14 protein-coding genes are annotated in these 13,935 nt (G+C 71.1%); 12 read left to right on the top strand and 2 right to left on the bottom strand.

Translation table 11 applies throughout. The annotated features are described in order from the left end of the window. Positions 1-210: 210 nt before the first annotated feature. Positions 211-909, bottom strand: a complete 699-nt coding sequence (locus ACWA7K_RS12355; RefSeq protein ID WP_456161706.1) for a carotenoid 1,2-hydratase — start codon at positions 907-909, stop codon at positions 211-213. Positions 910-1,121: 212 nt separating this feature from the next. After that, a complete protein-coding gene (crtD, locus tag ACWA7K_RS12350) occupies positions 1,122-2,753 on the bottom strand; it encodes a 1-hydroxycarotenoid 3,4-desaturase CrtD (RefSeq protein ID WP_456161705.1) in 1,632 nt (543 codons plus the stop codon). Positions 2,754-2,870: 117 nt separating this feature from the next. Here crtD and ACWA7K_RS12345 point away from each other — a divergent pair, with 117 nt between their 5' ends. From ACWA7K_RS12345 to pufC, 12 genes are all read left to right on the top strand, one after another. Beyond that, positions 2,871-3,776, top strand: coding sequence for a polyprenyl synthetase family protein (locus tag ACWA7K_RS12345; RefSeq protein WP_456161704.1), 906 nt, complete (start codon positions 2,871-2,873; stop codon positions 3,774-3,776). A gap of 21 nt (positions 3,777-3,797) precedes the next feature. Further along, positions 3,798-4,946 carry a methyltransferase gene (locus tag ACWA7K_RS12340; RefSeq protein WP_456210125.1) on the top strand — a complete coding sequence of 383 codons (1,149 nt, stop codon included), beginning with the start codon at positions 3,798-3,800 and terminating at the stop codon, positions 4,944-4,946. A 142-nt stretch (positions 4,947-5,088) separates the two neighbouring features. Continuing rightward, positions 5,089-6,042 carry a chlorophyll synthesis pathway protein BchC gene (bchC, locus tag ACWA7K_RS12335; RefSeq protein ID WP_456161702.1) on the top strand — a complete coding sequence of 318 codons (954 nt, stop codon included), beginning with the start codon at positions 5,089-5,091 and terminating at the stop codon, positions 6,040-6,042. Then, positions 6,039-7,061: a chlorophyllide a reductase iron protein subunit X gene (locus tag ACWA7K_RS12330; protein ID WP_456161701.1), complete on the top strand. Its 1,023-nt coding sequence runs from the start codon at positions 6,039-6,041 to the stop codon at positions 7,059-7,061. Before bchC ends, ACWA7K_RS12330 begins: the two co-directional genes overlap by 4 nt. Continuing rightward, positions 7,061-8,617, top strand: a complete 1,557-nt coding sequence (gene bchY, locus ACWA7K_RS12325; RefSeq protein WP_456161700.1) for a chlorophyllide a reductase subunit Y — start codon at positions 7,061-7,063, stop codon at positions 8,615-8,617. Before ACWA7K_RS12330 ends, bchY begins: the two co-directional genes overlap by 1 nt. Next, the gene (gene bchZ, locus ACWA7K_RS12320) at positions 8,614-10,098 is read left to right on the top strand and encodes a chlorophyllide a reductase subunit Z (RefSeq protein WP_456168796.1); all 1,485 of its coding nucleotides are present in this window, start codon (positions 8,614-8,616) and stop codon (positions 10,096-10,098) included. Before bchY ends, bchZ begins: the two co-directional genes overlap by 4 nt. Before the next feature lie 105 nt (positions 10,099-10,203). Beyond that, on the top strand, positions 10,204-10,353 hold the full coding sequence (pufB, locus tag ACWA7K_RS12315) for a light-harvesting antenna LH1, beta subunit (protein WP_456168794.1): 150 nt from the start codon (positions 10,204-10,206) through the stop codon (positions 10,351-10,353). A 29-nt stretch (positions 10,354-10,382) separates the two neighbouring features. Next, a complete protein-coding gene (locus ACWA7K_RS12310; RefSeq protein ID WP_456161699.1) occupies positions 10,383-10,610 on the top strand; it encodes a hypothetical protein in 228 nt (75 codons plus the stop codon). An 11-nt stretch (positions 10,611-10,621) separates the two neighbouring features. After that, positions 10,622-10,804: a light-harvesting antenna LH1, alpha subunit gene (gene pufA / locus ACWA7K_RS12305; protein ID WP_456161698.1), complete on the top strand. Its 183-nt coding sequence runs from the start codon at positions 10,622-10,624 to the stop codon at positions 10,802-10,804. Between the two features lie 149 nt (positions 10,805-10,953). Further along, complete coding sequence (gene pufL / locus ACWA7K_RS12300; RefSeq protein WP_456161697.1) at positions 10,954-11,778, top strand: photosynthetic reaction center subunit L; 825 nt, start codon at positions 10,954-10,956, stop codon at positions 11,776-11,778. 9 nt (positions 11,779-11,787) lie between these two features. After that, positions 11,788-12,765 (top strand): photosynthetic reaction center subunit M, encoded by a 978-nt coding sequence (pufM, locus tag ACWA7K_RS12295; RefSeq protein ID WP_456161696.1) that lies wholly within the window; start codon positions 11,788-11,790, stop codon positions 12,763-12,765. A gap of 71 nt (positions 12,766-12,836) precedes the next feature. Continuing rightward, positions 12,837-13,922, top strand: a complete 1,086-nt coding sequence (gene pufC / locus ACWA7K_RS12290) for a photosynthetic reaction center cytochrome PufC (RefSeq protein ID WP_456161695.1) — start codon at positions 12,837-12,839, stop codon at positions 13,920-13,922. The last annotated feature ends 13 nt before the right edge of the window (positions 13,923-13,935 follow it).

Below are 13,935 nucleotides of genomic sequence, written 5' to 3'. Positions count from 1 at the left end.
GGTGGGAGCCCAAATCCCCCCTGACCCCCCTTCCAGAAGGGGGGAACCCGCCAGGCAACGTCGCGCGGTGCTTCGGAACCCCCGTTCAAGAAGGGGGGAACCCGACCGGGAACATCGCGCGGTGCTTCGGAACCCCCCCTTTGGAAAAGGGGGGGCAGGGGGGATTTGGGCTCCCTCCGACGCGCGCTCCCCCGCCCCATCACCCCCCGCCTACCCCCACCTCGGCATCCGGAACGGCAACAGCACCTGCACCCAGCGCCGGTCGAAGCGGTCCAGTGACAGGCTTTCGTGGACCGCCAGGCCGCCGTCGCCGTCCTGCAGCAGCGAGCGGGCGTAGAACGGGCCGTTCTCCAGCGTGCCGGCGAGCGACAGGGGTTGCGGGCCGTGGCCGGTGCGGGGGATGCCCCAGGCGGTGGCCGGCAGGGCGTGGGTCGCCGGCGGGTCCAGCGTCTGCAGGCGGCCGTCGCGGGTGATCGACAGGTGCAGGGCGCGTGGCGGGCCGTCGCGGGGTTGGGTGACGTAGGCGATGCGGCTGCCGAGGCCGTCGGGGGCCTGCTGGCGCTGCCATTGCCAGTGGGCGAAATCGTGTTCGAGCGGGCGGTCGCCGCGGTTGTGGTCGAGGTAGGCGTCGCCCTGCCAGCGCCAGGCCGGGGACGACAGGTGGACGGCGATGCGCGCGCGTGGGGCGACGGGTTGCCAGCGGTGGTGGCCGGCGGCGTCGAGGTCGAACTCGCGTGACGGGCCGTGGCCCGGCATCAGGCACAGCTCGCCGCGCAGCTGGCGGGGCCAGGGCACGGCCCATTCGTCGAGCGTGACGAGCAGGTCCGGGCCTTGCCAGCGCAGCCGGCTCGGGCCGATCGACAGGTGGCGGGCGTCGCGCTGGAGCGTGCGCTCGCTGCGTTCGGTCATGCTCCAGAGGCGGCGGACGCGGCCGGGCGAACGGGTGATGCGGTCCGGCGGCTCGATCCGGTAGAGCGCCAGGTTGACCGCGCAATGTGCCTCGGCCGGTGCGCCGGCCGCGCCCAGGCGACGGCGGCGGGCGGCGTACCAGGGCGAGAAGACGCTGCCGACGAAGGCGATCAGCGCCAGTCCCAGGCGACTGCCGTCGGGCTGCGGCTCGCTCAGGGCGTCGACATACCACCAGGCATAACCACCGGGTGGGACCGCGACGTCGAAGCCAGGTCCGCGAGCATCTGCTGGGCGGCAAGTCGACCGGACAGCGCCGCCATCGGCACGCCCGGTCCCGGGTGGACCGTGCCACCCGCCAGCCACAGGCCCGCCAGACGGGTCCTGTGGGCCGGGCGCTGGAAGCTCGCGCGCCAGCCCTGGCTGCTCGGGCCGTAGAGGGCGCCCTGGCTGCCCGGATGGCGCCGCGCCTGATCGGCCGGACGGGTGATCCGCGGTGCGCCCCCGGTCGGCGTCATCGTCACGCCGGCCCGGGCCAGCTGTTGCCACATCGCCTGTTCGCATGCGGAGATCTCCTGTTCGTCCAGGGTCCGGCCGGCGCCTTCGGCGGGCGCGTTGACCAGGCACATCAGCCGTTCGGGGCCGTCGGGTGGGGTGACGTCGTCGCGGGCCCGGCGGTCCTGGGCGCAGACGTAGACCGTCGGGCTGGCGGGCAGGTGGCCGGCGGCGATGGCGTCGAACTCGCGCCGGTAGCCGTCGTGCTCGGGCGGGCTGAAGAAGACGTTGTGGTGCGACAGCGGGCCGCCGTCGACCGTGCCCTCGAAGTGCCACGTCAGCGCCGACAGCGAACGCGGCAGCGGCCGGCCGTGGCCGGTGGCGTGGCGCACCGCCTCGCCGAGCAGGCCGGCCTGCAGCGCGGCGGCGTCGCCGTTGAACAGCACCGCGTCGGCGTCGATGCGTTCGCCGCTGGCCAGCCGCACGCCGCAGACACGGCCGCGCTCGACGCGGATCTCGGCGACCCGCTGGCCGCAGTTGACCTGCACGCCCTGCGACTGCGCGGCGCGCAGCAGCGCCTGGCCGAGCGACCGCATGCCGCCCGGCAGCTGCCAGACCGCCGCGCGTTCGACGTGCGCGACCAGCATCAGCGTGGCCGGCGCGGTGAACGGCGAACTGCCGCAGTAGGTGGCGTAGCGGCCGAACAGCTGGCGCAGGCGCGGGTCGTGGAAGTGGCGGCCGAGTTCGTCCCACAGGCTGCGGAACGGCGCGATGGCCAGCAGCTCGGGCAGGTGGCGCCAGCCGACCCGTGCGGTCAGCGACAGCGGGTTGGGGCGGCTGGCCTGCAGGAAGGTGCCGTCCAGGGTCCGGAAGACGGTTTCCGAACGCTGGCAGAAGACCCGGTAGCGGGCCGCCTCGGCCGGGCCGGCCAGCCGGGCGATGGCGTCGACGCTGGCGTCCAGGTCGGCCAGCAGATCCAGCCACTGCTCGCCCCAGGCGTGGCGGGCCAGCACCTCGCAGCGCTGCAGCGAGACGCTGCGATCGAAGGACAGGCCGAGCGTGTCGAACAGCGCGTCGAACACCCAGCGCATCGTCAGCACGGTCGGCCCGGCGTCGAGCGTGACGTGGCCCGGGCCGCCGTCCGGGCCGGGCCGGCTCGAACCCACCTCGATGCCGCCAAGCTTGCCGCCGATCGACGCGGCCTGTTCCAGCACCCGCACCCGCAGCCCGTGACGCGCCAGCAGCGCGGCGGCGGTCAGGCCGCCGACGCCGGCACCGATCACCAGCACCTGCGGGGTGTGGCGGGCGGGACGGGTGCCGGTGTGGCGCTGGGCCCCTGGGCTCGGCTGCATTGACGGGTTCCTGACCTGTGTCTATTCTTGGTGTCAGAAACTAATGTAAGCCTAAGCTGACACTTTGTCTGGTGCCCGTCGGGGGTGCCGGGGAGGGCCGGCCCCTGAAAGGTCGTCATGCCGAATCTGGACCGGATCGAGCGTGCCCTGCACGCCAGCCTTCAGGCGCTCGAGGGCGCCGGGCGACCGCCTCGTCTGGCCGCCGCGATGCAGCACGCCGTCTTTCCCGGCGGCGCGCGCATCCGGCCGCAGCTGGTGCTGGCGGTGGCCCATGCCTGCGGCGAGGACGACCCGGCGCTGACCGATGCGGCAGCCGTCGCGATCGAGCTGCTGCACTGCGCGTCGCTGGTCCACGATGACCTGCCGTGTTTCGACGACGCGACGACCCGGCGCGGCCGCCCTTCGGTCCAGAAGGCCTACGGCGAACGGCTGGCGGTGCTGGCCGGGGATGCGCTGATCGTGGCCGGATTCGAGGTCATCGGCCGCAGCTGCGGACGCCATGTCAGCCGCCTGCCGGGCTTGCTGGCGACGGTCTGCCGGGGCGTCGGGATGCCGCTGGGCATCGTCGCCGGGCAGGCCTGGGAGTGCGAGCCGCAGGTGACGCTGCGCGACTACCAGCAGGCCAAGACCGGTGCGCTGTTCGCGGCGGCGACGATGGCCGGCGCGCAGTCGGCCGGCTCGACGCCGGACCCGTGGCGCTGCCTGGGCGAGCGTCTCGGCCAGGCCTACCAGGTCGCCGACGACATCCGCGACGTGGCCGGTGATGCGCAGGCGCTGGGCAAGCCGGTCCACCGCGACATCGCGCTGGACCGGCCCAGCATGACGCGCGAGCTGGGGCTCGACGGTGCGCTCGACGAGTTCCGCCGCCTGATGGACGAGACCGAGGCCGCCGTGCCCGACTGTCCCGGCGCGGCCGGCTTCCGGGCGCTGATCCGCCACGAGGCCCGCCGGCTGGTGCCCAGCGGGCTGGCCGAGGTCCGCCGTCCAGTCAGCACGACGGTGCTGCGCGTCCACGCCGCCTGACGCGGTCACGGACCGCTGCCGATGTCCACCTGGCCGTGGCCGCCGTGGCGCGACGCCTGGCCGCTCTGGCGTGATCGCCTGCTGGCCCGGCCGGACGTGCGCCGCTGGGCCGAGGCGCTGCCGCTGACACGCTGGATCGCGCGCCGCCGCGCCCGTCAGGTGTTCGACCTGATGGCCGGCTTCGTCTATTCGCAGGTGCTGCTGGCGGGGGTCCGGCTGGGGCTGTTCGAACGCCTGCTGGCCGAAGGGCCGCAGACGACCGAGCGGCTGACCGCGGCGCTGGGCCTGCCGCCGGATGGCTGCGAGCGCCTGCTGCAGGCGGCCCGCTCGCTCGGGCTGCTGGAACGCCGCTCGGGCGGACGCTGGGGGCTCGGGCCGCTGGGTCTGCCGCTGGCCACCGATGCCGGCTTGCGCGCGCTGGTGCGGCATCACGCCGGCTTCTACCGGGATCTGGACGACCCCGTCGCGCTGTTGCGCAGCGAGGCGCCGCCCGGTGAACTGGCGCGCTTCTGGCCCTATGCCGGACGGCCCGGCCGCGACGGCGGTGAAGCGACGGCCGGCGCCTATTCCGAGCTGATGGCCGCGACCCAGCCGATGGTCGCGGCGCAGGTGCTGCAGGCCTGCCCGATCGGCCGCCACCGGCGTCTGCTGGATGTCGGCGGCGGCGAGGGCGCCTTTGCCGAACAGGCGGCGGCCGTCGCGGCGTCGCTGCAGGTGGAGGTGTTCGACCTGCCCGAAGTCGCCGAACGGGCCCGCGCCCGTCTGGCGCGAGCCGGGCTGGCCGGGCGCAGCCGCGTCTGGGCCGGCAGCTTCCTGCACGACCCGCTGCCGGCCGGTGCCGATCTGGTCACGCTGTTGCGGGTCGTCCACGACCACGACGACGCGGCGGTGGTCCGGATGCTGCAGGCGGTGTGGCGCTGCCTGGCACCGGGCGGCCGGTTGCTGCTGGCCGAGCCGATGGCCGGCACGCCCGGCGCCGATGCGATGGGCGATGCCTATTTCGGCTTCTATCTGCTGGCGATGGGGCAGGGCCGACCCCGGCCGGTCGAGCGCCTGGAAGCGCTGCTGCGCGAGGCCGGTTTCCAGCGCGTGCGCCGCATCGCGACCCGTCAGCCGCTGCTGGTGCAGGTCCTGAGCGCCGAGAAACCGTCGGCTGGGCTACCTGAATGAGGCGGGCCCGGCGGTTCATACCCCGGGAAAACCAAGTGTAAATTTGGCTTGACGTTGCGTTACGTCAGCCTACGATGACAAACATGGACGAGACATCGATCACCAACCGGCCGACGGGCATGAACCGCCGAGGAGCGGGCGCATGAACACCCAGGCCATCGTGATCGACCGCCCGGAGCATCTGCAGCTGGCACGTCTGCACCTGCCGTCGCCCGAGCCGGAAGATGTCGTCGTCGAAGTCGAATGGAGCGGCATCTCCACCGGCACCGAACGCCTGATCTGGACCGGCCGCATGCCGATGTTCCCGGGCATGGGCTATCCGCTGGTGCCGGGCTACGAGGCGGTCGGCCGCGTCATCGAGGTCGGCTCGGCCAGCGACGTGCGACTTGGCCAGCGTGTCTTCGTGCCGGGTGCCCGCTGCTTCGGCGAGGTCCGCGGCCTGTTCGGCGCCTCCGCCTCCCGCCTGGTCGTGCCCGGCCAGCGGGTCGTGCCGGTGGCCGATGCGCTGGGCGCCGATGCGGTGCTGATCGCGCTGGCGGCCACCGCCTATCACAGCGTCTCCGGTGGCGGTGTCGGCGAGCCGCACACGCCCCCCGACCTGATCGTCGGCCACGGCGTGCTGGGCCGCCTGCTGGCGCGCCTGAACGTGGCCGCCGGCTACACCGATTTCACGGTCTGGGAGACCCAGCCCGCGCGCCAGTCCGGCGCCCACGGCTACCGGGTCATCTCGCCCGAGGACGATCCGCGGCGCGACTACCACGCGATCTACGACGTCAGCGGTGACGCCGGCCTGCTCGACACGCTGGTGGCGCGCCTGGCGCCCGGTGGCGAGGTGGTGCTGGCGGGCTTCTATGCCGCGCCGCTGAGCCTGAGCTTTCCGCCAGCCTTCATGCGCGAGGCCCGCATCCGCGTCGCCGCCGAATGGAAGCGTCCCGACCTGCTCGCCGTGCAGCAACTGCTGCAGGACGGCCGGCTGGACCTGGGCGGCCTGATCACCCACCAGGAACGTGCCACGCACGCCGGGTCGGCCTACCAGCAGGCGTTCACGGACGCCGGCTGCCTGAAGATGGTCCTTGACTGGAGTCACGCCTCATGAGCCACCCGACCCTTCCGGCCGAGGCGCCGGTGCGCTTCGTGCAGCTGCGTCACGACGAGCTGCGCGCCGAAGCCGCGATCGAGCCCGAACAGCCCAGCGGGGCGCCGGTCACCAAGGCCACGCAGATCATCGCGATCTACGGCAAGGGCGGCATCGGCAAGAGCTTCACGCTCGCCAACCTCAGCTACATGATGGCCCAGCAGGGCAAGAAGGTCCTGCTGATCGGCTGCGATCCGAAGAGCGACACGACCAGCCTGCTGTTCGGCGGCAAGGCCTGCCCGACCATCATCGAGACCAGCTCGCGCAAGAAGCTGGCCGGCGAGCCGGTGTCGATCGGCGACGTCTGCTTCAAGCGCGACGGCGTGTTCGCGATGGAACTCGGCGGCCCCGAGGTCGGCCGCGGCTGCGGCGGGCGCGGGATCATCCACGGCTTCGAGACGCTGGAGAAGCTCGGCTTCCACGACTGGGGCTTCGACTACGTGCTGCTCGACTTCCTGGGCGACGTGGTGTGCGGCGGCTTCGGCCTGCCGATCGCCCGCGACATGTGCCAGAAGGTCATCGTCGTCGGCTCCAACGACCTGCAGAGCCTGTACGTGGCCAACAACGTCTGCAGCGCGGTCGAGTACTTCCGCCGACTGGGCGGCAATGTCGGCGTCGCCGGCATGGTGATCAACAAGGACGACGGCACCGGCGAGGCTGCGGCCTTCGCCGCGAACGCCGGGATCCCCGTGCTGGCCGCGATTCCGGCCAACGACGACATCCGCCGCAAGAGCGCGAGCTACGAGATCGTCGGCCGTCCCGGCACCGCCTGGGCACCGCTGTTCGAGACGCTCGCCAGCAACGTCGCCAGCGCCCCGCCGATGCGGCCGGTGCCGCAGACGCAGGATCAGCTGCTGAGCCTGTTCTCGGCCGAGGCCACCGGCCGCGACTTCGTGATGGAGCCGGCCACGACCTTCGACATGGTCGGTCGCCACGACGCCATCCGCCCGAGCCTCGAAGTCGTCTACGACGCCGCGTGATGAGCACCGACACCGCTCCCACCCTGGCCACGGCCACGGCCGCGCCGACGGAACCCGTCGACGGCCTGGGCTGTCACGCCGGTGCCGATACGCTGCGCGCGGCGGCCACCGCCGCCGGCAAGGGCGAGCTGCTGGCGCAGTACGCGGCCGACTACCCGAGTGCGGCCACCGGCCCGCACGACCAGCCGCAGAGCATGTGCCCGGCCTTCGGCGCGCTGCGCGTGGGCCTGCGGATGCGCCGCACCGAGACCATCCTCAGTGGCTCGGCCTGCTGCGTCTACGGCCTGACCTTCACGTCGCACTTCTACGGCGCGCGCCGCAGCGTCGGCTACGTGCCCTTCAACAGCGAGAGCCTGGTGACCGGCAAGCTGTTCGAGGACATCCGCGAGGCCGTCCATGCCCAGGCCGATCCGGCCAGGCTCGATGCGCTGGTGGTCATCAACCTGTGCGTGCCGAGCGCCAGCGGCGTGCCGCTGCAGCTGCTGCCCAAGGCGATCAACGGCGTGCGCATCATCGGCATCGACGTGCCGGGCTTCGGCGTGCCGACCCATGCCGAGGCCAAGGACGTGCTGGCCGGCGCGATGCTGCGGTATGCCCGTGCCGAGGCCGAAGCCGGCCCGGTCGCCGCACCGCAAGGCTGGCGTGAACGGCAGGTGCCGGGACGCCGCAGCGTGACGCTGCTGGGCGAGCTGTTCCCGGCCGACCCGATGGTGATCGGCCAGCTGCTCGAACCGATGGGCCTTGCGGTCGGCCCGACCGTGCCGACACGCGAATGGCGCGAGCTCTACACCGCGCTCGACGGCGCCGTCGTCGCCGCGATCCACCCGTTCTACACGGCCAGCGTGCGCGAGTTCCAGGCCGCCGGCCGGCCGATCGTGGCCTCCGCACCGGTCGGCCATGACGGCACCGAGGCGTGGCTGCAAGCCATTGGCGAAGCCGCCGAGGTGCCGCAGGCGCTGATCGACGCGGCCAAGCAGCGCGTGCTGCCGGTGATCCGCGCGGTGCTGGCGAAGTCGCCGATCCGCGGCCGCGTCACGCTCAGTGGCTACGAGGGTTCCGAGCTGCTGGTCGCCCGGCTGCTGATCGAGTCCGGCGCCGAGGTGCCCTACGTCGGCACCGCCTGCCCGCACACGCCGTGGTCCGAGCCGGACCGCGCCTGGCTGGCCGCACGCGGCGTGCAGGTGCAGTACCGCGCCACGCTCGAACAGGACATCGCCGCGATCGAGCAGCATCGGCCCGACCTCGCCATCGGCACCACGCCGGTGGTGCAGTACGCCAAGGAACGTGCGCTGCCGGCGCTGTACTTCACCAACCTGATCTCGGCCCGTCCGCTGATGGGGCCGGCCGGTGCGGGTTCGCTGGCACAGGTCATCAACGCCGCGATCGGCAACCGCGCCCGCTTCGAGCAGATGCACGAGTTCTTCGGTGAGGCCGGCCAGGGCGACCGGGCCGGTGTCTGGACCGAGACGCCGGTGCTGCACCCCGAGTTCCGCGCCGAGACCCGTCGCCAGGTCATCCGCATCCAGAAGCGCCGCAAGGCCGAGGAGATGATCTGATGGTCATCGACCACGACCGGGCCGGCGGCTACTGGGGTGCCGTCTACGTCTTCACCGCGATCAAGGGCCTGCAGGTCGTCATCGACGGCCCGGTGGGCTGCGAGAACCTGCCGGTGACCTCTGTGCTGCACTACACCGACGCGCTGCCGCCGCACGAGCTGCCCATCGTGGTGACCGGGCTGGCCGAGGAACAGCTGGGCCGCGAAGGCACCGAGGGCAGCATGAAGCGCGCCCATGCGGTGCTCGACCCGGACCTGCCGGCCGTCGTCGTGACCGGCTCGATCGCCGAGATGATCGGCGGCGGCGTGACGCCCGAGGGCACGACGATTGCCCGCTTCCTGCCGCGCACGATCGACGAGGACCAGTGGCAGTGCGCCAACCGCGCGATGCTGTGGCTGTGGACCGAACACGGCCCCGGCCGGCATGTGCCCAAGCGCAAGCCGTTTGCCGAACGGCCGGCCGGCGAGAAGCCGCGTGTCAACCTGATCGGCCCGAGCTACGGCGTCTTCAATGGCCCGAGCGACGTGCACGAGATCCGTCGCCTGGTCGAGGGCATCGGCGCCGAGGTCAACCTGGTCTTCCCGCTGGGCAGCCACCTGGTCGATGTGCCCAAGCTGGCCGATGCCGACGTCAACATCTGCCTGTACCGCGAGTTCGGCCGGCTGCTGTGCGAGGCGCTGGAGCGGCCCTACCTGCAGGCGCCCATCGGCCTGCACAGCACGACCGCCTTCCTGCGCCAGCTCGGCGAGCTGCTGCACCTGGACCCGGAACCGTTCATCGAGCGCGAGAAGCACACCACCATCAAGCCGGTGTGGGACCTGTGGCGCTCGGTCACGCAGGACTTCTTCGGCACGGCGAGCTTTGCCATCGTCGCCAGCGAGACCTACACGCGTGGCGTGCGGCACTTCCTGGAAGACGAGCTGGGCCTGCCCTGCCGTTTCGCGATTGCCCGCAAGCCCGGCGAGAAGACCGACCACGCCAGCGTGCGCGAGCTGGTCCACGGCAGCACGCCGCTGGTGCTCTACGGCAGCGTCAACGAGCGCATGTACCTGGCCGAGATGACGGGCCAGGGACCGATGCGGCCGACCTGGATCCCCGCCAGCTTCCCCGGTGCGCTGATCCGACGCGCCACCGGCACGCCCTTCATGGGCTATGCCGGGGCGACCTATCTGGTGCAGGAGTTCTGCAACGCGCTGTTCGATGCGCTGTTCCACATCCTGCCGCTGGCCACCGACATGGACCGCGCCGCGCCGACGCCCGCGCGGGCCCTGCCCGAGCTGGTCTGGACCGACGAGGCGAGGGAACTGCTCGACGAGCTGCTGGAGGCCCAGCCGGTGCTGGTGCGCATCTCGGCGGCACGCCGTCTGCGCGACCAGGCCGAGGCGAACGCACGCGCCGAGGGCGCGGCCGCCGTGCAGCTCAAGCATCTGGAAGGCCGCACGCGCCAGATGGCGGCAGCGGTGCTGGGAACGCTGGCCTGAGGGCCGAAGGATTTGCAGGTTTGCCGGGGATCAGCCCTGGTGATCCCTGCCGCGCGGGAGATGCGCGGTGTCGGCCGCAAGGCCACTGATCGAGGAGAGATCGCTATGGCTGAGGAAAGGAAAGGCTCGTTGACCGGGCTGACCGAGAACGAGGCCCGGGAATTCCACGGCATCTTCATGTCCAGCTTCATCGGCTTCACGGCGATCGCCGTCGTGGCCCATGTGCTGGTTTGGATGTGGCGTCCCTGGTTTTGAGACGTTGAACACGCGCTGAAGGAACCGTCATGACCCAGCAGACCAACACCCTGTCCCCGTCGGGACGCACGTTCCACGACGCCGTGGCCAACGAGGCACTGTTCCTCCTGAGCTTCGCCGTCGTGTTCTGTGTGGCTTGCGCAGCGCAGCTGCTGTTTGTCCGCTGGCGCAGCTGGTTCCCCGGCGCAGAGAGCGAGAAATCGCTGATCAAGGGTGTCCGGGCGGGTGTCTACACCTTCCTGTCGCACCTCAACTAGGAGAAGAAAGCATGTGGAGAATCTGGCTTCTGTTCGACCCGCGCCGTGCGCTGGTCGCCTTGTTCGCCTTCTTGTTCGTGCTGGCACTGGTGATTCACTTCGTGCTGCTCAGTACCAACAAGTTCAACTGGCTGGATGGCGCCCGCGCCCCCGTGAGCCAGAACTCGTCGATGCCTGCGGCTGCACCCAAGTAGGCACCGGTGCGGGCCGACACGGCCCGTTCGCGGCGCGCCGGCTTCAGGGCATCGGCCACTGGATGCCTGGCGCGCCCATTCGACCCAATCCAAATCCATAGACGACGACGTCCGGATCCGATCCGCGGCGCCTCGCGGGGGTGGCAAGCATGTCCATGCTGAACTTCGAGAGAAAGTACCGCGTGCGCGGGGGCACCCTGCTGGGAGGCGACCTGTTCGACTTCTGGGTCGGCCCGTTCTACGTGGGATTCTTCGGTGTGACGACCGCGTTCTTCGCGCTGGTCGGCACCTTGCTCATCGTCTGGGGCGCGTCCCAGGGCGGTACCTGGAACCTGTGGCAGATCAGCATCGCGCCACCGGACCTCAAATACGGGCTCGGCCTGGCGCCGCTGATGGAAGGCGGGCTGTGGCAGCTCATCACCGTCTGCGCGATCGGCTCGTTCGTGTCGTGGGCGCTGCGCGAGGTCGAGATCTGTCGCAAGCTCGGCATCGGCCTGCACGTGCCCTTCGCCTTCTCGGTGGCGATCCTGGCCTACGTCACGCTGGTGGTGATCCGCCCGCTGCTGATGGGTGCCTGGGGTCATGGCTTCCCCTACGGGATCATGAGCCACCTGGACTGGGTGTCCAACACGGGCTACCAGTACCTGCACTTCCACTACAACCCGGCGCACATGCTGGCGGTGAGCTTCTTCTTCGCCACCACCTTCGCGCTGAGCCTGCACGGCTCGCTGATCCTGTCGTCGACCAACCCGGCACCGGGCGAGACGGTCAGGACCGCCGAACACGAGAACACCTTCTTCCGCGACACGATCGGCTATTCGATCGGCACCCTGGGCATCCACCGCCTGGGTCTGTTCCTGGCCCTGTCGGCGGGCTTCTGGAGCGCGGTCTGCATCGTCATCAGCGGGCCCTTCTGGACACGCGGCTGGCCCGAGTGGTGGAGCTGGTGGTTGAACCTTCCGGTCTGGAAGTGAGGCACGGTCATGGCTGAATATCAGAACCTCTTCACGAGCGTGCAGGTCACGGCGCCGTCCTACCCCGGCGTGTCGCTGGGTCGCGATGAACACGAGCGCATCCGCGACACCACGCACGTGCATCTGCTGGGCCGCATCGGCGACGCGCAGATCGGGCCGATCTACCTCGGCTGGCTGGGCATCTGCTCGCTGCTGTGCGGCTTCATCGCCCTCGAGATCATCGGCCTGAACATGTGGGCCTCGGTCGGCTGGGACCCGATCCAGTTCGTGCGCCAGCTGCCCTGGCTCGCGCTGGAGCCGCCGCCGCCCGGCTACGGGCTGAAGCTGCCGCCGCTGAACCAGGGCGGCTGGTGGCTGCTGGCCGGCTTCTTCCTGACCGCCGCGATCCTGCTGTGGTGGGCCCGCATGTACCGCCGCGCCCGCAAGCTCGGCATGGGCACGCACGTGGCCTGGGCCTTCGCGGCGGCCATCTGGCTCTACCTGGTCCTGGGCTTCATCCGCCCGGTGCTGATGGGCAGCTGGGGCGAGGCGGTGCCGTTCGGGCTGTTCCCGCACCTGGACTGGACGGCGGCCTTCTCGCTGCGCTACGGCAACCTGTTCTACAACCCCTTCCACATGCTCAGCATCGCGTTCCTGTACGGCTCGACGCTGCTGTTCGCGATGCACGGGGCGACCATCCTGGCGGTCAGCCGCTACGGTGGTGAGCGCGAGATCGAGCAGATCACCGATCGCGGCACCGCCAGCGAACGGGCGGCCCTGTTCTGGCGCTGGACGATGGGCTTCAACGCGACGATGGAGTCCATCCACCGCTGGGCCTGGTGGTTCGCCGTGCTGTGCCCGCTGTGCGGTGGCATCGGCATCCTGTTGACCGGCACCGTCGTCGACAACTGGTACCTGTGGGCCGTCAAGCATGGCGTCGCACCGCTCTATCCGGCGGTGTTCCCGGCGGTGGCCGATCCGGCCCTGGTCGGTGGGGTCACGCCATGAACCCGGCCCGTTCGAACCCAGGCCCCGCGAGCCTCGCTCGCCCCCGCCGTTCACCTTCAGGGAGCGTCCGCATGAAGCTGTTCAGCCTTGGCGTGTCCCTGATCGGGCTCACGCTGCTCGCCGGATGCGAGCGTCCGCCCGTCAACACGGTGCAGCGCGGCTACCGCGGCACCGGCATGGAACAGGTCTACAACCCGCGCACGCTGGCGCAGCAGGCCAGCCTGAACGCGGCGCCGGATGCCATACCGCCGGCATCGAGCGACGGCCCGAAGGCCCGCGACGTGTTCCAGAACGTCAAGGTGCTGGGCGACGTCAGCGTCGCGCAGTTCACCCGCACGATGGCCGCGATGACCGCCTGGGTCGCGCCGCAGCAGGGTTGTGTCTACTGCCACGACCCGCAGAACTTCGCCGACGACAAGCTCTACACCAAGGTGGTGGCGCGTCGCATGCTGCAGATGACGCAGACCGTCAACGCCGACTGGGGCGCGCACGTCGGCGCCACCGGTGTGACCTGCTACACCTGCCACCGCGGCCAGAACGTGCCCAGCGAGGTCTGGTTCAAGGCCGCTCCGCAAGCACGCGCCAACAACTTCGCCGGTGACCGTGCGGGGCAGAACGCGCCGGCGCCGGTGGTCGGGCTGACGTCCTTGCCGAACGACCCGTTCACGCCCTTCCTGCTCGATGCCGAGCCGATCCGCGTGCAGGGCGACCAGGCCCTGCCGGGTGGCAACCGGCAGTCGACCAAGCAGGCCGAATGGACCTACGGGCTGATGGTCCACATGTCCAGCGCGCTGGGCGTGAACTGCACGCAGTGCCACAACACGCGGGCCTTCGGATCGTGGGAGAACAGCTCGCCGCCGCGGGTCACGGCCTGGCAGGGCATCCGGATGGCGCGCACGCTGAACCGCGAGTTCATGGTGCCGCTGACCGACACCTTCCCGGCCCACCGCCACGGCCCGACCGGCGACGTCGCCAAGGTCAACTGCGCGACCTGCCACCAGGGTGCCCACAAGCCCCTGTACGGCGCGCCGATGGCCAAGGACTACCCGGAGCTGCAGAGCAAGGGTGGCGGCGCGGCTGCGGCCCCGGCAGCGGCCTCTGGCGTGTCGGCCTCGGTCGACGCGGAGCCGGCCAAGCTGGCGCTGGTCAAGCCCTGATCCAGACCTGACG

The organism is Leptothrix mechoopdaensis (SeqCode) (genome assembly GCF_053893855.1).
This window is presented reverse-complemented; position numbering and strand designations above follow the sequence as displayed.